Here is a 24,114-nt window from a genome sequence, read left to right on the forward strand (position 1 = left end):
CTCCGCCCTACGGCGGAGCGGCGTACGAGGGCGTGCTCGTACGGTCACGGCCGGGATGACGGCCAAGGAATCCTCACCCGCCAGGGCGGCGCGACCGGGCGAGGTCGCATGCCGGAAAGCGCACTCCACAGAACGACCCGAGCCGCGCGACCGGCCGGGGGATCCGTCACGCACATCCAGGGAGGACCCGGTGGGTCACCAGATCTCGCGCAGAACCCTCTTCCGCACCGCGAGCGGCCTCGCCGTCGCCGGTGCGCTCGGCAGCTCGCTCAGCGCCTGCAGCGGCGGAACCGGCGCCGGCAGCACCAGCAGCGACCTGACCATGACCTGGTGGGGCAGCGACGACCGCCACAACGCCTATAAGAAGGCGCTGAAGTACTTCCAGGAGAAGAACCCGAAGATCAAGATCCGGGAGACCTACTCCGGCTACGAGGGGTACTTCGACAAGTTCAACACCAACGTCGCCGGCGGCAGCGCCCCCGACCTGCTCCAGATGGACACCGCGCTCGTCGCCCAGTACGCCCGCAAGGGCGTCCTCGCCCCGCTCGACTCGTACGTCGGCAAGAGCCTCGACCTCACCGGCTTTTCCAAGACGCTCCTCGCCGCCGGCACCGTCGACGGCAAGCTGTACGGCGTCCCGTCCGGCATCGGCGTCAACCAGCTCACCGTCAACCGCAGCGGCCTGGAGAAGCTGGGCCTGAAGCTGCCGGACCGCGAGTGGACCTGGGCCGATCTGAAGAAGACCGCCCAGCAGGTCTACAAGAAGAGCAGCGGCAAGATCTACGGCGTCGACGACGGCGGCGGCTCCACCCTCCAGTGCTTCGAGATCTTCGCCCGTGAGAAGGGCGAGACCTTCTTCTCCGACGACGGCAAGAAGCTCGGCTTCACCCCCGACACGCTCCAGGAGTGGTGGGAGTACTGGGCCGAGATGCGCAAGACCCACGCATCGCCGCCGCCGGCGATCACCTCCGCCGCGCACAACGACCTCACCAAGAACGCGGTCGTCATCGGCAAGGCCCTGTTCACCTTCGACTCCGGCGTCTACGGCGCGGGCGGCTCCATCACCGACGCGCAGCTGGACTTCCTGCCGACCCCGCAGGGCGACTGGTCCGGCGCCCGCGAGGGCAACTTCGTCAACGGCGGTGTGCTGCTGAGCGCCACCAAGGCCAGCAAGAAGGTGGCCGACTCGGTGAAGATCATGGGCTTCTTCGCCCAGGACGAGACGGCGATCAAGGACATGCAGCTGTACCGGGGCATCCCGCCGACGCAGAAGGCCCGCGACCTGATCGCCTCGGGCCTGACCGAGACGGACAAGCTGAACATGGCGAACGCCGACTACATCTCCCAGCGCGTCTCGAAGGCGACGAACGCCCTGCCCGCGCCGGTGCCCCCACCGCAGGGCGCCGACCAGATCTGGGACCTGCTGTTCCAGTCGAACCTCGCCGTCGCCTTCGGCAAGAAGTCGATCAAGGCGCAGCTCGGCGAGTTCTTCGACCAGGCGCCAGGGATCCTGAGCGCCTGAGCGCTCCGCTGGAAGCACAGTGATGAACCCGCGCCGCGCAACCGGACACCGAGAGAGCCGACCGGCTTCAGGCGCCCCGCAGGCGAACCGCAAAAAGATGGGCTGAGGGCCAGGGAGATGAGTATGACCTCCGCGCAGACCGACGAGGTCGTGAAGGAGCCGCCGGCTGCGGCGACCCCGTCCGACCAGCGGGAACGCGACCGTATGCGCCGCCGCCTCGCCAGACGGCGGGGCGGCGGGTGGTGGCCGTACGTCTTCCTGGCCCCCTGGTTCGTCGGCCTGTTCGGCCTGACGATCTACCCGATGCTGGACTCGCTGTACCTGTCCTTCACCAAGTTCGACCTGCTGACGCCCGCGCAGTGGGTCGGACTGGACAACTACAGCAAGATGTTCACCGACGACCCGGTCTTCTGGGACTCGGTGCACGCCACCCTCCTGTACGTCGTCGTCTCCGTACCGCTGAAGCTGGCGCTCGCCCTCGCCGTGGCGATGCTGCTCAACCGCGACCTGAGGGGCATCGGCCTGTACCGGGCCGCCTTCTACCTGCCGTCGCTGCTCGGCGGGGCGGTGGCCATCGCCATCGTGTGGCGGCAGGTTTTCGGCGGCGAGGGCCTGTTCAACGACTTCCTCGGTTGGTTCGGCATCCAGGGCCAGGACTGGATCTCCAGCCCGGACACCGCGCTCTACACGCTCGTCCTGCTGGCCGTCTGGCAGTTCGGCACCCCGATGGTCATCTTCCTCGCGGGCCTGAAGCAGTTGCCGAAGGACGTGTACGAGGCGGCCGCCATCGACGGCGCGAGCAACGTCACGCGCTTCTTCCGGATCACCCTGCCGCTGCTGACCCCGATCGTCTTCTTCAACGTGGTCCTGCAGATCATCGACGCGTTCAAGACGTTCACCCCCGCCTTCGTGGTCAGCAACGGCACCGGCGGACCGCTGAACTCGACCATGCTGTACTCCCTCTACCTGTACAAGAAGGGCTTCACGGACCTTCAGATGGGGTACGCCTCGGCGCTGGCCTGGGTGCTGTTCCTGGTCATCGCGGGCTTCACGGCGGTCAACTTCATCGCCAGCCGCTACTGGGTCCACTACGACGACTGAAGCCGGAGTCCTTCACCCATGTCCGCCATCACGCCGAACGCGTCGCCGCTGCAGAAGCTCCGCTCGCTCACCGGCCCCCGCCGCATCTTCGTCCACACCCTGCTCATCGGCGTGGCCGTCGTCATGCTGTATCCGCTGCTGTGGATGCTGAGCAGCTCCCTCAAGCCCGACACCGAGATCTTCACCCACCCCGGGCTCATCCCGAACGCACTGCGCCCGGAGAACTACTCCGAGGGCTGGAGCGGCTCGGGCAACTCCTTCTCGCTCTACATCACCAACTCGCTGATCGTCACGATCGGCGCGGTGATCGGTAACGTCATCTCCTGCTCGCTGGCCGCCTACGCCTTCGCGCGTTTCGAGTTCCGCGGCAAGAAGATCTGGTTCGGCCTGATGCTCGGCACGCTGATGCTGCCCACGCAGGCCGTCCTGATCCCGCAGTACACGATCTTCTACAACCTGACCTGGATCAACACGTTCCTGCCGCTGATCGTGCCGAAGTTCCTCGCGGTGGACGCCTTCTTCATCTTCCTGATGGTCCAGTTCATCCGCTCCATCCCGCGCGAGCTGGACCAGGCGGCCATGGTGGACGGCGCCAACCCTTTCCAGATCTACTGGAAGATCATCCTGCCGCTGATGAAGCCGGCCCTGGTCACCACCACGATCTTCACCTTCATCTGGACGTACGACGACTTCCTCCACCAGCTCGTCTACCTCCAGCAGAACGACAAGTTCACCGTGCCCCTCGGCCTGACTCTGTTCCTGGACCAGACCAGCGGCTCGTCGTACGGCGCGATGTTCGCGATGTCCACGCTGGCACTGGCACCGACCCTGATCTGCTTCCTCGTCTTCCAGAAGCGCCTCGTCGAGGGCCTCGCCACCACCGGAATGAAGGGCTGAGCCCCACGTGACCACACCCGTGGAACCCGTGCTGCTCCCGCACCAGCGCACCTCCCTGCACGACCAGCCCGACAGCCCCGAGGCGTACGACGCCGTGCTGGCACGCGTCGCCGCCGAGGCCCTGGACCGGATCACCCCCGACGGCAACCTCGAACGCCCCGGCTGCACGGACGACATCGGCGACACCTCACTCGGCATCTCCTCTCTGCTGGCGCTGGCGTGGCGGCGCACGGGCGACGACCGGCTCCCCGAAGCCGTGTCCCGCAGCGTGGACTTCCACCTGCGCGAACGTGTCTTCCGTACGGACAACCCCGGCTACCCGAACCTGCGCCTGCGCGACTCCGGTGAGCCGTACGCCCGTTACGTACTCGGCGACGGCGCGCACCCGATCGGCGACTGGCCCAGCACGGTCTGGGCGCTGCTCCAGGCGGTGAATCTGCTGGACATCGGCCAGGGCCTGCTGTCCGACGAGCAGTCCGGCGCGCTCACGGAACTGGCCTGCGGCTACTGGCGCTGGCTCACCGAGGTCACCTTCTTCAATCCGCAGGACGCCACCAACCAGGCCATCGGCTGTGTGGTCGGCGGTCTCATGCTCGCCCGCCACCTCCAAGGCACGGAGGCGGAGTGCGTCCACGAGACGGCCATGCGCCTGTACACCGAGGAGATCCGCTCCCGCCGGCTGCCCGACCGGGGCGCGCTGCTGCCCGCCGAGCACGGGGGCGCGTACGACAACAACTACGGCCCCATCTCGCTGTCCTTCCTCGCCCAGGCCCACCGGGTCAGCGGCGAGCAGGTGTTCGTCGAGGACGGCGACGACATCGCCCGCTATATCGACGCGCGGCTGTCGTCCTGCGGCTACGACGTCGGCGGGCCGCGCTACAGCGAGCAGCACTCCGGTTTCGAGGCGGTCCTGGGACTGCGGCTCTTCAGCCGCCGTATCCGCGCCGACCTCGGCCGCTACCGCGGTGACACCCGGTGGGGCTACCACGCCGCCGGTCCGGACGGCGCCATGGACGGCCACTTCGCCTTCATGCTGGTGTGGCAGGCGCAGGACACGACCCGCTGGTACCGGGCGCCGCGTACCTCTCCCGTCCGCCATCAGCTGCGCAGCGCCCGTGTCTCCGTCTCCTTCGACAACGTGCTGACGCCGTCGCTGATCGAGGCCGCCGGTACGCTGCTGCTGCCCGCGGCCGCCGACCGCCAGCACGGCATCGGACCGGCCGTACGGCTGGCCGGCGGGGGCAGCTTCCTGCTGACCAGGCCGATGGGCGAGGTGCGGGTACGCGACGCAGCCGCCCCCGGGCTCATGGCGAAGCTGGTCACCAAGCCGGTGGTCAGCGCCGCGCAGGTCCTCGTCCACACCCAGTCGCTGTACGTGACCGACGGGACGTCGCTGTGGCTGACGGTGGCCCTGGACCTGGACCCGGCGGAGGGCGAGCCGTTCCTGCTGGCCGGTCTGCCGTACGCGACGGAGACCGACGGGCGGCTGGCGAAGCTGCTGGAGGTGGCGGGTCTGGACCTGTCCGAGCGGGCGGGGCGGCTCGCCACCGACGGCGCGCTCCACGCGGGCGGTCTGGCCGTCACCGGCGCCGCCGGGATCGCGGTCACCACGCCCGACTGGCCGGGCACGGACTCCTCCGCCTACTTCAACTCCCCCGACACCATCGGTCTCACCCAGGAGCAGGCGGCCTTCCGGCTGGCCGCCGACCCGCGCGGCTACGGCAACCCGGATGCCGGCTGGCGCCACACGGTCGCGACCACGGCGCTCGAGGCGGACCCTTTGCCGGTCGCCCCGGGCGGGCTGACCGTCTTCGCGGTCCGCTACGGGCCCGCCCACGCCGACGAGCCGTTCGCGCCGGTCTTCGAGCGCACCGACACCGGCCTGCTCGTCACGACCGAGGCGTTCTCCGCGCTGATCGGCTCACCCGAGGGGGATGCCACGGGCGAGCCGGTGCTGGAGCTGCGGGTGCCGGCCTGACGGCACGCCGCCACCACTGTGGGCAGTCGTTTCTCCGCCGGACATGGGCTGCCGGCGCCCGGTGGACGGCTCAGCGCAGCTTCTGCGCCACCTCGGTGGCCCAGTAGGTAAGAATGTTCTGCGCCCCGGCCCGCTTGATCCCGGTCAGCGTCTCCAGAATCGCCCGGTCCCGATCGATCCACCCCTTCTCGGCGGCGGCCTCGATCATCGAATACTCACCAGAAATCTGATACGCGGCCACCGGCACATCCACCACATCGGCAACCCGGGCGAGAACGTCCAAATAGGGCCCGGCGGGCTTCACCATCACCATGTCGGCCCCTTCCTCCAAGTCCAGGGCCAACTCGCGCATCGACTCCCGCACGTTGGCGGGATCCTGCTGATACGTCTTCCGGTCCCCCTGCAACGACGAGGCGACGGCCTCCCGGAAGGGCCCGTAGAAAGCAGACGCGTACTTCACGGTATAGGCGAGGATGGCCACATCCTCCCGCCCGATCTGGTCAAGGGCGTCGCGGATGACCCCGACCTGCCCGTCCATCATCCCGCTGGGGCCGACGACATGGGCCCCGGCGTCAGCCTGCACCTGCGCCATCTCGGCGTACCGCTCCAGGGTCGCGTCATTGTCGACACGCCCCGCGGCGTCCAGCACCCCGCAATGCCCGTGATCGGTGGTCTCATCCAGACACAGATCGGACATCACCAGCAGCTCATCGCCGACCTCGGCCCGCACATCCCGAATCGCGACCTGAAGAATCCCGTCCGGATCGGTCCCCGGCGTCCCTACCACATCCTTCTTCGCGTCCTCCGGCACCCCGAACAGCATGATCCCGGAGACCCCGGCGGCCACCGCCTCAGCAGCGGCCTTCTTCAAGCTGTCCCGCGTGTGCTGGACGACCCCCGGCATGGCGGCAATCGGCACGGGCTCACGCACGCCCTCCCGCACAAACGCGGGAAGGATGAAGTCGGCGGGATGCAGCCGCGTCTCGGCGACCATGCGCCGCATCACAGGGGTGGTACGCAGCCGACGAGGACGCGAACCGGGAAAGGAACCGTACTTCGACATACTCCTAAGCTACGCCCGCCCCCACCGGCCATTTACCAACACGGCGTCGGCTGAGCGTGAAGCCGCACTCGCCCACGGCGGGAAGGGGCCGTGTCGGGGGGTGTCCGCCCGCAGCGGTTGGCGCGTCAACACGGGCACCTATGCGAGAGACCGAGTCGCGCCGTTCCGAGGACGGACACCCCCCGGCGCGGCCCCGACGCATCCCGCACCCGTAGGCGCGACAGCAACCACGCACCCACAGCCACAGGCCGCCGCAGGCACGGCGCCGCACCCACCACGGCGCCGCAGCCAACTACGTGGTCCGTCTCCGCCGAGCCCCAGGCCGCCGCTCACTCGGCCGCGTCACCGGATCCCCAGCCTCCAGCGCAGCAACCCGCCGCTTCATCCCGAAGTCGGCCAGCGCCTCCGCCAGCTTGTGCACGGACGGCTCAGGAGCCATCACATCCACCCGAAGCCCGTGCTCCTCGGCGGTCTTCGCCGTAGCGGGCCCGATACACGCGATCACGGTCACGTTGTGCGGCTTCCCGGCAATCCCCACCAGATTCCGCACCGTGGAGGACGACGTGAACAGCACCGCGTCGAACCCACCGCCCTTGATCGCCTCCCGAGTCTCCGCAGGCGGCGGCGACGCCCGCACGGTCCGGTACGCCGTGACGTCGTCGACCTCCCACCCCAGCTCGATCAGCCCCGCCACCAGCGTCTCGGTGGCGATATCGGCCCGCGGCAGAAACACCCGATCAATCGGATCGAACACGGGGTCGTACGGCGGCCAGTCCTCCAGCAACCCCGCCGCCGACTGCTCCCCACTCGGCACCAGATCCGGCTTCACACCAAACGCAACGAGCGCCTTCGCCGTCTGCTCCCCCACCGCGGCGACCTTGATCCCCGCGAAGGCCCGGGCATCGAGCCCGTACTCCTCGAACTTCTCTCTCACGGCCTTGACCGCGTTCACCGAGGTGAAGGCGATCCACTCGTACCGCCCGGTCACCAGCCCCTTGACCGCCCGCTCCATCTGCTGAGGCGTCCGCGGCGGCTCGACGGCGATCGTCGGCACCTCGTGCGGCACGGCCCCGTACGACCGCAACTGGTCGGACAGCGAAGCCGCCTGCTCCTTGGTCCGCGGCACGAGCACCTTCCAGCCGAACAACGGCTTGGACTCGAACCACGACAACCGCTCACGCTGAGCCGCGGCGGATCGCTCCCCGACCACGGCTATCACGGGCCGCCCGCCCTCGGGCGACGGCAGCACCTTCGCCTGCTTCAGCGTCTGCGCGATGGTCCCCAGCGTCGCGGTCCACGTCCGCTGCCGCGTGGTCGTCCCCGCGACCGTCACGGTCATCGGCGTATCGGGCTTGCGCCCGGCGGACACCAGCTCACCCGCAGCCGAAGCCACGGAATCCAGCGTCGTAGAGACGACCACGGTCCCGTCCGACGCCCCGACCTCGGTCCAGCACCGATCGGAAGCGGTCCGCGCATCGACGAACCGCACATCCGCGCCCTGCGCGTCCCGCAACGGCACACCGGCATACGCCGGCACCCCGACCGCGGCCGCGACACCGGGCACGACCTCGAAGGGAACACCCGCCGCGGCGCAGGCGAGCATTTCCTCGGCGGCGTACGTATCAAGTCCCGGGTCCCCGGACACCGCACGGACGACCCGCCTGCCGCCCCGCGCGGCCTCCATGACAAGATGTGCGGCATCCCGCACTGCGGGTACCCCAGCGGTTGTTGACGAACCGTCAACAACCGTCAGCTGAGGCGTGCCCGTGCCCGGACCGAGGTCCGAAGAAGGACCCGGGTCCGTGTTCACGACGGCGACGCCCGGCCTGGCGTGCGTGCGTACCACGTCGAGCACCTCGTGCTCGGCGACGAGTACATCCGCGTGCGCCAGCGCCTCGACGGCGCGCAGAGTCAGCAGTCCCGGATCCCCGGGTCCGGCACCGAGGAAGGTGACGTGCCCGTGTTCCGGACCGGCGGCGGGAAGGGTGGTGGGGCTCAATGTGCTCGCTCCCCCATCAGACCGGCCGCGCCCTGGGCAAGCATGTCGGCGGCGAGTTCGCGGCCGAATGCCACTGCCCGGTCGTGCGTGTCGGGCACGGGACCGGTGGTGGACAGCTGCACCGTCCGGGTGCCGTCGGTCGTGCCGACGACGCCCCGCAGGCGCATTTCCTTGACAGTCTGCCCGTCGGCCAGCAGGTCGGCGAGCGCGCCCACAGGGGCGCTGCAACCGGCCTCCAGGGCGGCGAGCAGTGACCGCTCGGCGGTCACGGCGACCCGGGTGAACGGGTCGTCGAGTTCACCGAGCGCGGCGATGAGGTCAGCGTCTTGGGCGGTGTTCCCCGCCCTGCACTCGATCGCCAGTGCCCCCTGGCCGGGGGCGGGCAAAACCGTGTCGACCGACAGGAAGTCGGTCACCTCGTCGATCCGCCCGATCCGGTACAGTCCGGCGGCGGCCAGCACGACGGCGTCGAGCTCGCCCTTGTGGACGTACCCGATCCGGGTGTCGACGTTGCCGCGGATCGGGACCGTCTCGATGTCCAGCCCGTGCCCGCGCGCGAAGGCGTTCAGCTGCGCCATCCGGCGCGGCGAACCCGTGCCGATGCGCGCCCCGCGCGGCAGGTCGGTGAACTTCAGCGCGTCCCGGGCGACGATCACGTCCCGCGGGTCCTCGCGCAGCGGTACGGCGGCCAGGACCAGGTCCTCGGGCTGCGTGGTCGGCAGGTCCTTCAGCGAGTGCACCGCGAAGTCGACCTCGCCCCGGAGCAGCGCGTCCCGCAGCGCGGTCACGAACACACCGGTGCCACCGATCTGCGCGAGGTGCTCACGGGAGACATCGCCGTACGTGGTGATCTCGACGAGCTCGACGCGCCGTCCGGTCACCTGGCTCACGGCTCGCGCCACCTGCCCGGACTGGGCCATGGCGAGCTTGCTCCGCCTGGTCCCCAGCCTCAGTGCCTTCTCACTCATCGTGACCCTCGGTTCTTCTCGGTGCTGTCCTCGGCGCGGGAGACGGAGGCCACCGTCTCGGGGTCGAGGTCGAACAGGGTCCGCAGCGCGTCCGCGTACCCGGCGCCGCCGGGCTCGGCCGCGAGCTGCTTGACCCGTACGGTCGGCGCGTGCAGCAGCTTGTCGACGACCCGGTGCACGGCCTGCCGGATCTCGCCGCGCTGCCTGTCGTCCAGACCGGGCAGCCGCCCGTCCAGCCGGGCGATCTCGCTCGCCACGACATCGGCGGCCATCGTCCGCAGCGCCACCACGGTCGGCGTGATGTGCGCGGCCCGCAGGGCGGCCCCGAACGCCGCCACCTCGTCCGAAACGATACGGCGGACCTGGTCGACGTCGGCCGCCATCGGGGCGTCCGCGGACGCCTCGGCCAGCGACTCGATGTCCACCAGCCGCACCCCGGCCAGCCGGTGCACGGCCGCGTCGATGTCCCGCGGCATCGCGAGGTCGAGCAGGAAGAGGACCGGCTCGGGACGCGGCACCTCGGCGACCGGCTCGGGCCTGCGGCGCTCGGGGATCCGGCCGACGGTGGCCACGGTCGCGGCCAGCGCCGTGATCAGCTCGGGGTCCACCTCGGGCGCCCGGCGCGTCGCCTCCCGCCGCTCGACCGCGCTGCCGGCGGCCCACGCGGCGTGCTGCTCCAGCGTCGCCGCGTCCATCCCGGCCACGGCGGCCTCGCCCATCACGGAGAAGCCGGGCGCCGTCAGGTCCAGCGGGCAGTTCTCGTCGGCACCCACCGAGGTGGGCGGCAGCGGCGTCCGCCCTACGTCCGTCGTCGGCGTCGTACGACGCTCCCCGGCCGCTTCCCCGACCTGCGCGGGCCGGCCGGTGCGGCCCTCGACCGCGCCGGCGACGTCCTCCGCGTTCAGGACCAGGCCGGTGGCGCCGGTGCAGGAGACGGCGATGTCGGCACGTGTCAGCTCGGCCCGTACCGACTCCATCGGTACCGCCCGGGCCACCACGTCCGTGTCATCGGCCTCGTTCAGTATCTGCGCGAGGCGCTCGGCGCGGTCGAAGGTGCGGTTGGCGACGACGACCTCGCCGACCCCGGCCCGCGCCAGCGTCGCGGCGGCCAGCGACGACATCGACCCGGCGCCGATGACCAGCGCCTTCATGCCCCGCGCCCACTTCTCCACGGCCCCGCCGGAGGCCAGCTGCTCCAGGCCGAAGGTGACCAGGGACTGCCCGGCGCGATCGATGCCGGTCTCGGTGTGGGCGCGCTTGCCGACCCGCAGCGCCTGCTGGAACAGGTCGTTCAGCAGCCGTCCGGCGGTGTGCAGTTCCTGCGCGCGGGCCAGCGCGTCCTTGATCTGGCCGAGGATCTGCCCCTCGCCGACGACCATCGAGTCCAGCCCGCACGCCACCGAGAACAGGTGGTGGACGGCCCGGTCCTCGTAGTGCACGTAGAGGTACGGCGTGAGCTCGTCCAGGCCGACCCCGCTGTGCTGGGCGAGCAGCGTGGACAGCTCGGCGACACCGGCGTGGAACTTGTCCACGTCGGCGTACAGCTCGATGCGGTTGCAGGTGGCGAGCACCGCGGCCTCGGTGGCCGGTTCGGCGGCGACCGTGTCCTGCACCAGCTTGACCTGGGCGTCCGCACTCAGCGCGGCCCGCTCCAGCACACTGACAGGTGCGCTGCGGTGACTCAGTCCGACGACGAGCAGACTCATGCCGGCATCACGGCGGGTACGTCCCCGTCGGGCCCCTGGTCGGCGGACTCCTTGCGTGCGACGGCGGCCGGGCCGCCACCGTCGGGGCTCGCGGCCTCCTCCCCGGCCTTGCGCTGCTCGTGGAAGGCCAGGATCTGCAGCTCGATGGAGAGGTCGACCTTGCGCACGTCGACGCCGTCCGGCACGGACAGCACGGTCGGCGCGAAGTTCAGGATGGAGGTGACACCGGCGGCGACCAGCCGGTCGCACACCTGCTGGGCGGCGCCCGCGGGGGTCGCGATCACGCCGATCGACACGCCGTTGTCCTGGATGATCTTCTCCAGGTCGTCGGTGTGCTGCACCGGTATCCCGGCGACCGCGCGGCCGGTCAGCGCGGGGTCGGCGTCGATGAGCGCGGCGACCCGGAAGCCGCGGGAGGCGAAACCGCCGTAGTTGGCGAGCGCGGCGCCGAGGTTACCGATACCGACGATCACAACCGGCCAGTCCTGGGTGAGGCCGAGTTCGCGGGAGATCTGGTAGACGAGATACTCGACGTCGTAACCGACACCACGAGTGCCGTAGGAGCCGAGGTAGGAGAAGTCCTTGCGGAGCTTCGCGGAGTTGACCCCGGCCGCGGCCGCCAGTTCCTCGGACGAGACCGTGGGTACCGAGCGCTCCGACAGCGCCGTCAGGGCTCGGAGATACAGCGGAAGACGGGCGACGGTGGCCTCGGGAATCCCTCGGCTACGGGTCGCCGGTCGGTGAGTTCGGCCAGTTGCCACGGTGCTCCTGCGGGTAGAGCGGGGCTGTAGGCGGCCATACGTCCCCGGACCGCCCCGTCGAATGCAGGCTATGTCTTTGTGAACGCGTGCACAAAGATTGTGTCCGATTTGTCCGGCCAAAGTGACCGGGGTCACGCACACTCGGCTACTCGGTCAGCGCCTTGCGGAGGCGGTCCTCGTTCACCCGCCAGAACGTGTGCTGCTCACCGTCCACCAGGACGACGGGGATCTGTTCCCAGTACCTGTCGTGGAGTTCCTTGTCCTGGGTGATGTCCTTCCGCTCCCACGACACACCGAGGTCGGTGCAGACTTTCTCGATCACGAGCTGTGCGTCATCACACAGGTGGCAGCCGGGCTTGCGGATGAGGGTGACCAGGCGGTCCCGCGGGGCGGGGACCGGGGTGGCGGCCTTGCGGCGGAAAAGCGGGCTCATGGGGGTCATTCTCGCGCCGCGACACGCGGTTGTTTAACGGCCCGGACGCAGAGAGTTCACGGCGTTCCAACCTCTCGACTCCGGAACCTCCGAACACAATGGCTATGCTCACGCCATGGCCGCTCTCGGATGGCTCACTCCCCGTAGGCGCTCCGCCACGGCGCGGAGCGTGTTGGCAGGCGAGGCCGCGGCGGAGGCCGCGCGCAAGACACAGGACACCTCCGTCGCCGCAGTCGGCGCTGTCGGCGAGGAGCCGGAGTTTCCCGTGCGCGGCGACGAGAAGGCCGCCGCGTTCTTCGACCTCGACAACACCGTGATGCAGGGTGCCGCGCTGTTCCACTACGGGCGGGGCCTGTACAAGCGGAAGTTCTTCGAGACCCGTGATCTCGCCAAGTTCGCGTGGCAGCAGGCGTGGTTCCGGCTGGCCGGGTTCGAGGATCCGGACCACATGCAGGACGTGCGGGAGTCGGCGCTGTCGATCGTGAAGGGGCATCGGGTGGCCGAGCTCCAGTCGATCGGCGAGGAGATCTACGACGAGTACATGGCCGAACGGATCTGGCCGGGGACTCGGGCGCTGGCGCAGGCGCATCTGGACGCGGGGCAGAAGGTGTGGCTGGTGACGGCCGCGCCGGTGGAGATCGCGCAGGTCATCGCGCGGCGGCTGGGACTGACGGGTGCGCTCGGGACCGTGGCGGAGTCGGTGAACGGCGTGTACACGGGCAAGCTGGTGGGCGAGCCGCTGCACGGTCCGGCGAAGGCGGAGGCGGTGCGGGCGCTGGCCGCGGCGGAGGGGCTGGACCTCGCGCGCTGCGCGGCGTACAGCGACTCGCACAACGACATTCCGATGCTGTCTCTGGTGGGCCACCCCTACGCGATCAATCCGGACAGCAAGCTGCGCAAGTACGCCCGCGAGAAGGACTGGCGCCTGCGGGACTACCGGACCGGGCGCAAGGCCGCGAAGGTGGGGATTCCGGCTGCGGCTGGGGTGGGCGCGGTGGCGGGCGGCACCGCGGCGGCCATCGCGCTGCATCGGCGGCGACGGTAGCGCGCATGCCTGCGGCGGCCTGCTGGGGTCCGTGGGGCTTGCTGTAGCGCCTGCGCTTCGGTGGGCGGGTCGGGGCCGCGCCGGGGGGTGTCCGTCCTCGGAACGGCGCGGAATCGGTCACTCACCAACTCACCCCTGTTGACGCGCCAACCGCTGCGGGCGGACACTCCCCGGCACGTCCCCTTCCATGCGTACGCGAGTGCAGCCCTCACAGTGGCGACTGCCGCAGCATGCGTGGTTGCGGGCAGGCCGTAGCGCACACGGCGGCCGCCCGCAGATGGTGTCCCGCCGAGACGACACGAAGACCACCTCGCTGCACCACTCGCCGGGACGTGAATCCGCCCGCACGCGCGCAGCCGCGGCGGGCCCGTGGCGGGCGTGCCGGCTGCCACATGCGCGATCGCATGCGCACGCGGCTGCGGACCGCCCCCACGCGCCGCCCAGCCACAGGCACGCATGCCACCCAGGGCGGCCCCCGCAACGCCGGTCCGCACAACGCCCCACCTCAGCCCGACCCCGCCCAGCTGCGGGTATGCGTGCCGTTTGGGCGGCACGGGTGGGTGCAGAGAGCAACAGGCCAGCACGCCGGGGCTCAGTGGCAACGGCGGGCACATTCGAAACGTCGGCCAATTGAGAGCCCGTACCCACACAGCGCCCGATCCAGTCCCCTCACCCCGCACCCGGCCACAACACGCCCCGTACCGACCGCGAAATCGAGCCCAATCGATCAACAAGCTGTCACTCTGCGGCACTTGCTCGGCCGTCAATCGGCTACAGAAGCGACGTAATCGATGATTTGAGCAACTGGGCGTAGCAGTGCCTGCACGAAGCGTTATTCTCCTCAGACGCAAACCGGTACCCCTCTCGTCGCTACGACGGGTGAAAGGTCCCGCACTGCACGTGATGGAAGCTCTGCCTCTGGGAGTCCCGTGTACCCACACGTCGGGGTTGACGCCTCGGGCCTGGCTACGCTGCGCGCAACGGTCCAAGACCTGTTGCGCGGCTTCGTCCCCACCGCGTACGCCGTCCCCGCATTCACCACCGCCGCGCCGGTCGGCCCGTGCTACGCACTGGCCGACGGCAGCGCCGCGGTCGGCAGACGAAGCCGTTCGGCCGGAGCGCCCACCGCACGCCGTCCGGCCGCCGACAGCGACAGCGCCCGGATGATGGACCTCGTGGAGCGCGCCCAGGCCGGCGAGGCCGATGCGTTCGGCCGGCTCTACGACCAGTACAGCGACACCGTGTACCGGTACATCTACTACCGGGTGGGAGGAAAGGCGACCGCCGAGGACCTGACGAGCGAGACCTTTCTGCGGGCGCTGAGACGAATCGGCACGTTCACCTGGCAGGGCCGCGACTTCGGGGCATGGCTGGTCACCATCGCGCGGAATCTGGTCGCCGATCACTTCAAGTCCAGTCGTTTCCGGCTGGAAGTGACCACCGGCGAGATGCTCGACGCCAACGAGGTGGAGCGCTCGCCCGAGGACTCCGTGCTGGAGTCCCTCTCCAACGCCGCCCTGCTGGACGCGGTCCGGCGGCTCAACCCCCAGCAGCAGGAGTGCGTGACGCTCCGCTTCCTCCAGGGCCTCTCGGTCGCCGAGACCGCCCGCGTGATGGGCAAGAACGAGGGCGCCATCAAGACCCTCCAGTACCGCGCCGTGCGCACCCTCGCCCGCCTCCTTCCCGACGACGCACGCTGAGCGACGTACCCGAGGAAATACACTCAGCAATCACCAACTCACCATGGGTGAAAGACCGTTGACTTCACTGTCCGTTCCTCCTCGGTCCGTAACCCAAGTGCCGCGCCACTCGTTGTGCGGGATGCAGGCTCCCTGTGGTCACTCCCTGGCTGACTCCGATCCCTCGATCGTGTGGTTGTGGCGGGGGCGTGCAACCCTCAGGACCCCCTGGGGAGTCGACCGTCATGACGAGAGGAGGTGCCGCCAGTGATCGCGAACGTATCGGCGCACCGGCGGGCGAACGCCTTCGCCCAGGCCCTGGAGGAGCAGTCCGAGCGGGGCACGGCGGCCGAGCAGCCCGAGGAATCGGCCCCGGCTGCTGCGGAACAACCGACCGAGCAGGGCCGTCTGTTGGCCCTCACGGCCGGTCTTGGCGCGTTGCCCAAGCCCGAGCTGGATCCCGAGGTCAAGGTCGTCCAGCGGGCGCAACTGGTGGCCCAGTTCGAAGCCATGCTGCAGGAGGGCGGCGGGGCGGCGTCCGATCCTGCCGTACCCGACCAGCGTTCCCCGCGGGGCCGTGGCGCCCACCGGGCCACGCCGCTGGGCAAGTTCCGCCCGCGTACGCGCCTGGCCAAGGGCCTCACCGCCGGCGGGCTCAGCGTGGGTGTCGCCGCCGGCGCCTTCGGCGGAGTCGCCGCCGCCAGCGGGGACGCCCTGCCCGGCGACTCGCTGTACGGGCTCAAGCGCGGCATCGAGGACTTCAAGCTCGGCCTCGCCGACGGCGACGACGAGCGCGGGAAGATGTACCTCGACCAGGCGTCCACCCGGCTGAACGAGGCCCGTCGGCTGATGGAGCGCGGCCGCAGCGGACCCCTCGACCACGAGTCACTCGGCGAGATCCGCCGTGCCCTGTCCGGCATGAGGCACGACGCCTCCGAGGGCCACCGGCTGCTGACCGCGGCGTACGAGCGCGACCCCGACTCGCTGGGCCCCATCCAGGCCCTGTCCGCCTTCTCCCGCTCCCACCGCGAGGCCTGGGGAGCCCTGCGGGAGCGGCTGCCGGTGCAGCTCGGGGACGTCAGTCAGCAGGTGTCGTCGGTGTTCGACGCCATAGACCAGGAAGTCGCCCCGCTGCAGTCCCTGCTCCCGCAGCCCCCGGCCCAGGACGGCAACAGCGAGGACAGCAGGAGGCACGGCCACGGCAGCGGGCCGGCCACGGATGCCACCGAGTCCGGGCGCGGCTCGACGGCCCCCAGCAGCGGCAGCGGCTCCTCCGACGGCGGAAACACCGGCGGCGGCCCGAGCCGCTCGGCCGACTCCGGCGGCGAGACCGACGGCCTGCTCGGCGGTAACACCGGCGGCCTGCTCGACCCGCCGAAGGACCCCGGCAGCGCCACCCCGTCGCAGAGCAAGCCACCGACGGCCGAGCCCGACGTCACGCTTCCGCCGCTGCTCCCGGGACTGCTGCCCGGGCTGGGTCTCAATGCCGAGGACGCCGAGTAGTTTTTCCGGTAGTACGACGACGGGGGCGCCCCTTGCGAAGGGGCGCCCCCGTCGTCGTACCCCTGCTGTGGTCAGAAGAACACCGAGCGGCGCTGCACCAGCAGCTTGTACAGGGTGTGCTGGATCTGTTCCCTGACCTGGTCGGTCAGGTTGAACATCAGCATCGGGTCCTCGGCCGCCTCCGGCGGATAGCCGTCCGTGGGGATCGGCTCGCCGAACTGGATCGTCCACTTGGTGGGCAGCGGGATCGCGCCGAGCGGGCCCAGCCACGGGAAGGTGGGCGTCAGCGGGAAGTACGGGAAGCCCAGGAGGCGCGCGACGGTCTTCGCGTTGCCGAGCATCGGGTAGATCTCCTCCGCGCCGACGATCGAGCACGGGATGATCGGGGTGCCCTGGCGCAGCGCGGTGGAGACGAAGCCACCGCGGCCGAAGCGCTGGAGCTTGTAACGCTCGCTGAAGGGCTTGCCGATGCCCTTGAAGCCCTCCGGCATGACGCCGACCAGTTCGCCCTGGCCGAGGAGGCGTTCGGCGTCCTCCGCGCAGGCGAGGGTGTGGCCGAGCTTGCGGGCGAGCTCGTTCACGACCGGGAGGACGAAGACCAGGTCGGCGGCGAGGAGGCGGAGGTGGCGGCCGGCCGGGTGGTGGTCGTGCACGGCGACCTGCATCATCAGGCCGTCCAGCGGGAGCGTGCCGGAGTGGTTGGCGACGATCAGGGCGCCGCCCTCGGAGGGGATGTTCTCGATGCCCTTCACATCGACCCGGAAGTACTTCTCGTACATCGGGCGCAGCAGGGACATCAGGACCTGGTCGGTGAGTTCGGCGTCGTAGCCGAAGTCGTCGACCTCGTAGTCGCCGGTGAGGCGGCGGCGCAGGAAGGCGAGGCCGGCGGCGATGCGTTTCTCCAGGCCCCCCTCGTCCAGGAGGGGCTGCTGCTCCGGCTCGTACGGCCGCTGTTCCTCGTGGGGCACGGGGACATCATCCTGCGCATGCGTCCGGCTGGGCAGGGGCTGGACCTCGCCCACCTCGCGGACCCGTGCGGGCTCCCCACCGGGGCGCCGGCTCCCCCCGCTCCGGCCGCGCCGCGGCGGCCGCTGTACGGCGCTCCCTCGGGACCGGTCGTCGTCGAACGGAATGACCTTGGCGTCCGCCATCGTTGATGCGCTCCTCAGTTGGCGCTCTGCGTCGGGGGGTGGCCGCCGCCCGTGACGGTCAGCGCGGCGATCCGGTCGACGGCCCCCGCTAGGGCCTCGGGCGGCAGGAGTCCGGGTCCGCGGCTGCGCGCGAAGTCCGCGAACGTCTCCGCGGTGGTGTATTTCGGCTGGAATCCCAGCGTCTCGCGCATCTGGGTCGTGTCCACCACCCGGCCATGGGTCAGCAGTCGGATCTGCTCGGGTGAGAAGTCCGTCATGCCCAGGGTACGCACCAGCGAGCCGGCCCACGTGACGGCGGGCAGCAGCAGCGGCAGGGTGGGGCGGCCGAGCCGCCGGGAGCACTGGGAGAGCAGCAGAACACCGTCGCCGGCGATGTTGAAGGTGCCGCTGTTGAGGGTGCCGCGGCGCGGCTCGTGCGAGGCGATCCGCAGCACCTCGATCACGTCGTCCTCGTGCACGAACTGCAGCCGGGGGTCGTAGCCGAAGACGGTCGGCATGACGGGCAGCGAGAAGTACGAGGCGAGCGGCGAGTCGGCGCTCGGGCCCAGGATGTTGGCGAACCGCAGCACGCACACCGCCACGTCCGGCCGGCGGCGCGCGAACCCGCGTACGTACCCCTCGACCTCCACCGTGTCCTTGGCGAAGCCGCCGCTGGGCAGCGACTTGGGCGGGGTCGTCTCGCTGAACACGGCCGGGTCGCGGGGTGCCGAGCCGTAGACGTTGGTGCTGGACTTCACCACGAGCCGCCGTACGGTCGGGGACTTCTGGCAGGCGCCGAGCAGCTGCATCGTGCCGATGACGTTGGTCTCCTTGACCGTGGCCCGGTTGCCGCTGCCCAGCGCGGTGGCGGTGACGTCCATGTGGACGACCGTGTCGGCGGCCGTCTCGGCCAGCACGCGCGCGATGGTGGGCTGCCGGATGTCGGCCCGGATGAAGTCCGCGCCGCCCAGATGATGCTCGGGTGGTACCGCGTCCACGGCGACGACCCGATCGACGTCCGGGTCCCGCTGGATCCGCCGTACGAACCGGCCCCCCAGCTGACGGGCCACTCCGGTCACGAGCACGACCTTGCCCAAGATCCGCGCCTTCCTTCCAGCCCTCGTACCAGCCCTCGTACCGAAACGCCGAGTTCCCCGGCTGCGGCCAACTTAGCGCTTTGTTGTTGCGCTGTGATGACCGCCCGCTGCACCAAGTGACGGGAAACATTCCACCGGGGTATGCGTGTGGCCCCCCACCGGACGGGGTGGGGGGCCACAGCCACGCTTTCGCGGCGTTGCGGTGCGTCGGTCCTTACTTCTTGTTACGACGCTGAACGCGCGTGCGCTTGAGCAGCTTGCGGTGCTTCTTCTTGGCCATCCGCTTGCGCCGCTTCTTGATAACAGAGCCCACGACTACCCTCGCTCACTTCTCATCACTCGGTGTTTGGGCGCCATGGGCCCACACGACCTACGAGGGGCTAGCCTACCCGCCCGAGCGCTGAGGTCGTAATCGAGGTGCACGGGGAGATCGAAAGTGCCCTGTGCTCGATCTCCCCGGATCGCCGTCAGGCGGTTTCCACCCCCACATAGCTGTCGCGGAGGTACTCGTGAACCGCGTTCTCGGGGACGCGGAAGGACCGCCCCACCCGGATCGCGGGCAGATGACCGCTGTGCACCAACCGGTACACGGTCATCTTCGACACTCGCATCACCGAGGCGACCTCCGCCACGGTAAGGAACTGAACCTCGCTCAGAGGCCTCTGATCTCCAGCTGCAGCCATGACACACCTGAACCTTCCGCACTCGACTCGACGGCCACCGGCTTCCCCTTCCGGTGACTCTTCGTCGCTGCGTGCTCACTCCCCAGACTAGGGGCGGGTGATGCGAGTGGGGAAGAGGTGCACCCATCGGCGGCCTACTGTGACAGACACGCCCGATTGAGTACGTAGCGGGTAAGCGGCCGGTAGTAATCAGACCGCACAGCGTCATCAAGTGGAACGACCACGGACACCCGCCCCTCGGCCTCGCCGACGAACAGCGCGGGGTCGTCCGTGTCGGCCAGGCCGATGGCCTCGAACCCCAGCTGACCTGCTCCGCAGACCCATCCGTGGTCTCCGATGACCAGCTCCGGGAGGGTCCCGCCGACCTCGGCGATCGCGGCCAGAACGGTCCGAACCGGGAGGGGGGAATGGGTGTGTGCGCCGGTCGCACAACCGGAGCCGGGAGCGCCGGGTTCCCGCACCAGCGCGACGCCTCGTACGTAATCAAGGTCGTACGTGCGTAGGCCGAACCTAGTCGTTATGTCGACAGAGCGACCCTTCGCCGGGGTGAGGACGGCACATCCGGCCGCCGACAAGGCGTCCGCCAAGGCGCCGTAGAAACCGAGCAGCCGGTGCGGGTGACCGGTCCCGAGCAACACGGGCGCACCACGCTGTGCGACCACGGCCAGCCGTTCCGCGAACGCTTCCAGCGCGGCCAGGGTCAGTTCCGGGTCGATCACGTCCTGACCAGTTACGCACCTCGGATCGCCGGATACCCCACACTTGTCCGCCATCAGACCGATCAAATCCCGCTCAGTCCACGCCAATTCGGGATCGATCCCGATCAGCAGCCGTGGATCGCGGGCCGCGAAGGCCCGATAGCTGCGCAGGCTCTCTTCCCGGGAGGTGGCGACGGGTCCGGCCAGCCGGGCGGCCAGGAGGTGAGACCTGAGGCGGGCTCGGAGGGGGGTGGCGGGGGTGGCCATGGGGGGATGGTGACGGATGGGGGTGGGGGGTGGGGCTGGAATGGGGGAAGGGGGCTCGGTTGGCGTAATGGGAGGCCAGCTGCGTAGCCGCGGCGCCGTGGCTGCGTGGCCGCCGTGGCTTGCGTGGCCGCCGTGGCCGCCGTGGCCCGCAGCAGCTGCGGAGCCGCCGAGGCCGCCGCAGCGCCGTAGCTTGCGTGGCCGCCGGGGTCGCCGCAGCGCCGTAGCTGCGGGCAGTCGTGCCGCCGGGGCCGCCGTGACCACCACAGCGCCGTGGCCGCCGGGGTCGCCGGGGTCGCCGGGGTCGCCGCAGCTGCGTAACCGCCGCGGCCGCCGCAGCGGCCGTAGCTGCGGGCAGTCGTGCCGCTGGGGCGGCACGGGTGGGCGCAGCGGCACCCCGCCAGCGCGGGCGAGCGACCCAACCCCCGCCAGCCCACGCCCCACAGGGCTCAACCGGCCCAGCAACCACCTACGCCAACAGCCCCCGCAACGGAAACACAGCCCGCCGAGCAGCCAACACAGCCTGGTCCAACCGATCCGCAGGGTCGTACCCCGCCTCCCAGTCCCCCCACGACACCGGCCACCGCCCATCAGTCATCCGCACGGGCGCCAGCTGCCGAGTCCGAGCAAAAACCTCCCGCCGCCACCCCTCGGGAATCATCGCCTCGGGCGCCACCTCCCGCCCCGCCACAATCCCCACCAGATGCGTCCAGGACCGCGGCACCACATCCACCACCGCGTACCCACCGCCACCCAACGCCAGCCAACGCCCCCCGGCGTACTCATGCGCCAATTCATGACAGGCCATCTGCACAGCCCGCTGCGCATCCAGAGAAACCGCCAAATGCGCCAGCGGATCCTCGAAATGCGTATCGGCCCCATGCTGAGTCACCAACACCTGCGGCCGAAACTCGGCGACAAGCTCCGGCACCACCGCATGAAACGCCCGCAACCACCCGGCATCCCCCGTCCCCGCGGGCAACGCCACATTCACCGCCGACCCGGCCGCGGCCCCGTCCGCCCCCGTCTCCTCCGGCCACCCCGTCTGCGGAAACAACGTCCGAGGATGCTCGTGCAGCGAAATCGTCAGAACCCGCGGATCCTCCCAGAACGCCGCCTGCACCCCATCCCCGTGATGCACATCGACATCCACATAAGCGACCCGCTCGGCCCCCAGCTCCAGCAACCGCGCAATGGCCAGCGAGGCATCGTTGTAAATGCAGAACCCCGAGGCCGCCGCCGGCATCGCATGATGCAGCCCACCCGCGAAGTTCACCGCGTGCAGCGCCTCCCCGCGCCACACAGCCTCCGCCGCCCCCACCGACTGCCCGGCGATAAGAGCCGACACCTCGTGCATCCCGACGAACGCCGGATCATCCAACGTCCCCAGCCCGTACGACTGGTCGGCCGCCCCCGGATCCACCGACGCGGCCTTCACCGCCGCGATGTAGTCCTCCCGATGCACCAGCCGCAGCGTCGACTCCCCCGCCGCCTTCGCCGCCACGACATCCATCTCACGATCGAGCCCGAACGCCTCGACCAGTCTCCAGGTCAACGCCAGCCGAACCGGATCCATCGGATGGTCCGGCCCGAAGTCATAGCCCGTTACTGCCTCGTCCCACATCAGCTGTGCGCGGCCGCTCATGACCGCCACCGTATCGGTCCGGTTGAGCGTCGAACGACCGGGCATACACGAGGGTCACCAGCACCAACACCATCGGCACAAGCATCGCCCCCCGATAGCTCCAGGCATCCCCCAGCGCACCCACCAACGGCGAACCGATCAAAAAGCCCACATAATTGAAGACATTGAGCCGCGCCACGGCCGCATCCGAAGCCCCCGGAAACAACCTCCCACCTGCCGCGAACGTCTGCGGAACCAACACACACAACCCCAGCCCCAGCAACGTGAACCCGACCATCCCGACCCACGCCCCAGGCGCCCCCGCCACCACCGCGAACCCCACCGCGGCGACCACCGCCCCACCCCGTACGACCCTCACGGCCCCGAACCGCCGCACCCCGAAGTCCCCCACAGCCCGCCCCACCAGCGTGGTGATCATGTAGACGTTGTACGGAACCGTCGCCAACTGCTCCGAGCTCCCCAGCACATCCTGCAGATACTTCGCGCTCCAGTTGGAAACGGTCGCGTCCCCGATGTACGCGAAGGTCATCACCAGACACAACGGCAGCAACGCCCGGAAAGCGACACCCCCGGCCTCACCGCCACCGGCCCCGCCACCCGAGTCCTGGCCGCCGCCATCGACGTACCACCGACTCCCCACCAGCGCAGCCGGCAACAACACGCCCACCACCGGCAGATACGACACGAACAGCGCCAGCTCCCCATACGCGCCCACCCACGCCAGCGAGGCCCCCACGATCCCGCCGAGGCTGTACGCGGCATGAAACCCGAGCATGATGCTGCGCCCGTACGACCGCTGCAGACTCACCCCGAGCATGTTCATCGAGGCGTCCAGCGCCCCCACGGCGAGCCCGAACGCGGCCAGCGACACCCCCAGCACCACCATCCGCTCGCCGGCGCCCACCCCGAGCAGCGCCAGCAGCACAACGGGCTGGGACCAGCGCAGCACCGAGCTGGGTGGTATCCGCTTCACCAACCGCCCGGTCACCACGCTCCCGACCCCGGCCAGCACCGGCACCGCCGCCAGAAACACCGGCAGCAACGCGTCGGAGACCCCGTACCGGTCCTGGATGGCCGGAATCCGCGTCACCAGCAGGGCGAAGGCCACCCCCTGGGCGAAGAAGCCGAACGCCAGCGAGGCCCTACCGCGCCGCAGCACACCAGTCATGGCGGCGAGCGTAGGGCCCCGGCGTACCCCTGGGTATATCCAGCCAGAGATGAGTTTCCCTCAGCTTCACCTGAGCAGGTCGGCCAACTCCCCCATCTCGGCGAAAAGTCCAGTTGCTCCCACCAGCTTCGTGGCCGGCGTCATGGCCGTGAACCCGTACACATCCATCCCGGCCGCCACGGCCGCCTGCACCCCGAGCGGGCTGTCCTCGACAACCACACAGCGCTCCGGTGCGACCCCCATCCGCTCGGCCGCGTACAGGAACAGGTCCGGGGCCGGCTTTCCCCGTCCCACATCCTGCGAGCTGAAGATCCGCCCGTCGTCGAACCAGCGGTCCAGCCCGGTCGCCCGATGCCCCACCCGAATCCGCTCATGGCTCCCCGAGGAGGCCACACAGTACGGCACACTGTCCGCGGCCAGCTTCTCCAGCACCTGCTCCGCCCCGCACACCGCCGTCAACTCCTGCTCGAACGCGGCGAAGACCCGCGCGTGAAAGACATCGTCGAACTCCGTCGGCAACCGCTGCCCCGTACGTTCCTCGATCAGTTCGTGGATCCGATGCATTGCGGACCCCATGAAGTCCCGAATGGAGTCCTCGTACGTCGTCGGATGCCCCAGCTCGGTCAGATAGGCCGCCAGATGCCGGTTGGAGATCGGCTCACTGTCGACGAGAACACCGTCGTTGTCGAAGATGACCAGGTCATAACGCATGCTCTAGACCCTAAACGCAGAAAACCCCCGTGCCGACTGGCACGGGGGTTTTCTTCAATAATT

Annotated in this window: 21 protein-coding genes; 7 read left to right on the forward strand and 14 right to left on the reverse strand. The window is 69.9% G+C overall.

The genetic code is table 11. The annotated features are described in order from the left end of the window. The first annotated feature begins 190 nt into the window (after positions 1-190). From KWI83_RS32245 to KWI83_RS32260, 4 genes are all read left to right on the forward strand, one after another. Positions 191-1,522 (forward strand): ABC transporter substrate-binding protein, encoded by a 1,332-nt coding sequence (locus tag KWI83_RS32245; RefSeq protein WP_218517927.1) that lies wholly within the window; start codon positions 191-193, stop codon positions 1,520-1,522. A 123-nt stretch (positions 1,523-1,645) separates the two neighbouring features. Further along, on the forward strand, positions 1,646-2,623 hold the full coding sequence (locus tag KWI83_RS32250; RefSeq protein ID WP_218517928.1) for a carbohydrate ABC transporter permease: 978 nt from the start codon (positions 1,646-1,648) through the stop codon (positions 2,621-2,623). Between the two features lie 18 nt (positions 2,624-2,641). After that, positions 2,642-3,520, forward strand: coding sequence for a carbohydrate ABC transporter permease (locus KWI83_RS32255; protein ID WP_218517929.1), 879 nt, complete (start codon positions 2,642-2,644; stop codon positions 3,518-3,520). Positions 3,521-3,548: 28 nt separating this feature from the next. After that, on the forward strand, positions 3,549-5,498 hold the full coding sequence (locus tag KWI83_RS32260) for a hypothetical protein (protein WP_218517950.1): 1,950 nt from the start codon (positions 3,549-3,551) through the stop codon (positions 5,496-5,498). A gap of 70 nt (positions 5,499-5,568) precedes the next feature. Here KWI83_RS32260 and hemB read toward each other — a convergent pair whose 3' ends face one another. From hemB to KWI83_RS32290, 6 genes are all read right to left on the reverse strand, one after another. Beyond that, on the reverse strand, positions 5,569-6,561 hold the full coding sequence (gene hemB, locus KWI83_RS32265) for a porphobilinogen synthase (RefSeq protein WP_218517930.1): 993 nt from the start codon (positions 6,559-6,561) through the stop codon (positions 5,569-5,571). Between the two features lie 292 nt (positions 6,562-6,853). Further along, on the reverse strand, positions 6,854-8,560 hold the full coding sequence (locus tag KWI83_RS32270; protein ID WP_218517931.1) for a bifunctional uroporphyrinogen-III C-methyltransferase/uroporphyrinogen-III synthase: 1,707 nt from the start codon (positions 8,558-8,560) through the stop codon (positions 6,854-6,856). Further along, on the reverse strand, positions 8,557-9,528 hold the full coding sequence (gene hemC / locus KWI83_RS32275) for a hydroxymethylbilane synthase (protein WP_218517932.1): 972 nt from the start codon (positions 9,526-9,528) through the stop codon (positions 8,557-8,559). The genes KWI83_RS32270 and hemC overlap by 4 nt, the downstream gene beginning before the upstream one ends. After that, entirely contained in the window at positions 9,525-11,234 is a 1,710-nt protein-coding gene (locus KWI83_RS32280) for a glutamyl-tRNA reductase (protein WP_218517933.1), read from the reverse strand. Before KWI83_RS32280 ends, hemC begins: the two co-directional genes overlap by 4 nt. After that, positions 11,231-11,995, reverse strand: a complete 765-nt coding sequence (locus KWI83_RS32285) for a redox-sensing transcriptional repressor Rex (RefSeq protein ID WP_218517934.1) — start codon at positions 11,993-11,995, stop codon at positions 11,231-11,233. Before KWI83_RS32285 ends, KWI83_RS32280 begins: the two co-directional genes overlap by 4 nt. 145 nt (positions 11,996-12,140) lie before the next feature. After that, complete coding sequence (locus tag KWI83_RS32290) at positions 12,141-12,428, reverse strand: glutaredoxin family protein (RefSeq protein WP_218517935.1); 288 nt, start codon at positions 12,426-12,428, stop codon at positions 12,141-12,143. A 115-nt stretch (positions 12,429-12,543) separates the two neighbouring features. On the opposite strand from KWI83_RS32290, the gene KWI83_RS32295 reads away from it, so the two are divergent. The 3 genes from KWI83_RS32295 to KWI83_RS32305 all read left to right on the forward strand — a co-directional run bounded on the left by KWI83_RS32295 (position 12,544) and on the right by KWI83_RS32305 (position 16,655). Next, a complete protein-coding gene (locus KWI83_RS32295; RefSeq protein WP_171112686.1) occupies positions 12,544-13,473 on the forward strand; it encodes an HAD family phosphatase in 930 nt (309 codons plus the stop codon). Between the two features lie 929 nt (positions 13,474-14,402). After that, entirely contained in the window at positions 14,403-15,173 is a 771-nt protein-coding gene (locus tag KWI83_RS32300; RefSeq protein WP_218517936.1) for an ECF subfamily RNA polymerase sigma factor, BldN family, read from the forward strand. Between the two features lie 246 nt (positions 15,174-15,419). Continuing rightward, entirely contained in the window at positions 15,420-16,655 is a 1,236-nt protein-coding gene (locus KWI83_RS32305) for a DUF5667 domain-containing protein (protein ID WP_218517937.1), read from the forward strand. A 71-nt stretch (positions 16,656-16,726) separates the two neighbouring features. On the opposite strand, the gene KWI83_RS32310 is transcribed toward KWI83_RS32305, so the two are convergent. The 8 genes from KWI83_RS32310 to KWI83_RS32345 all read right to left on the reverse strand — a co-directional run bounded on the left by KWI83_RS32310 (position 16,727) and on the right by KWI83_RS32345 (position 24,051). Beyond that, positions 16,727-17,806: a lysophospholipid acyltransferase family protein gene (locus KWI83_RS32310; protein ID WP_218517938.1), complete on the reverse strand. Its 1,080-nt coding sequence runs from the start codon at positions 17,804-17,806 to the stop codon at positions 16,727-16,729. A gap of 14 nt (positions 17,807-17,820) precedes the next feature. Then, positions 17,821-18,882: an NAD-dependent epimerase/dehydratase family protein gene (locus KWI83_RS32315; RefSeq protein ID WP_218517939.1), complete on the reverse strand. Its 1,062-nt coding sequence runs from the start codon at positions 18,880-18,882 to the stop codon at positions 17,821-17,823. Positions 18,883-19,096: 214 nt separating this feature from the next. Further along, positions 19,097-19,195, reverse strand: a complete 99-nt coding sequence (locus KWI83_RS32320) for a 30S ribosomal protein bS22 (RefSeq protein ID WP_003948845.1) — start codon at positions 19,193-19,195, stop codon at positions 19,097-19,099. A gap of 154 nt (positions 19,196-19,349) precedes the next feature. After that, on the reverse strand, positions 19,350-19,565 hold the full coding sequence (locus tag KWI83_RS32325; protein ID WP_141316280.1) for a helix-turn-helix domain-containing protein: 216 nt from the start codon (positions 19,563-19,565) through the stop codon (positions 19,350-19,352). Between the two features lie 134 nt (positions 19,566-19,699). Then, complete coding sequence (locus KWI83_RS32330) at positions 19,700-20,530, reverse strand: phosphatase (protein WP_218517940.1); 831 nt, start codon at positions 20,528-20,530, stop codon at positions 19,700-19,702. 466 nt (positions 20,531-20,996) lie between these two features. Next, a complete protein-coding gene (locus KWI83_RS32335; RefSeq protein WP_218517941.1) occupies positions 20,997-22,172 on the reverse strand; it encodes an acetoin utilization protein AcuC in 1,176 nt (391 codons plus the stop codon). After that, positions 22,123-23,340 carry an MFS transporter gene (locus KWI83_RS32340; protein WP_218517942.1) on the reverse strand — a complete coding sequence of 406 codons (1,218 nt, stop codon included), beginning with the start codon at positions 23,338-23,340 and terminating at the stop codon, positions 22,123-22,125. Before KWI83_RS32340 ends, KWI83_RS32335 begins: the two co-directional genes overlap by 50 nt. A gap of 66 nt (positions 23,341-23,406) precedes the next feature. Beyond that, positions 23,407-24,051, reverse strand: a complete 645-nt coding sequence (locus tag KWI83_RS32345) for an HAD family phosphatase (RefSeq protein WP_218517943.1) — start codon at positions 24,049-24,051, stop codon at positions 23,407-23,409. Positions 24,052-24,114: the final 63 nt, after the last annotated feature.

The organism is Streptomyces sp. TRM70350, assembly GCF_019219825.1.
Taxonomy (GTDB): domain Bacteria; phylum Actinomycetota; class Actinomycetes; order Streptomycetales; family Streptomycetaceae; genus Streptomyces.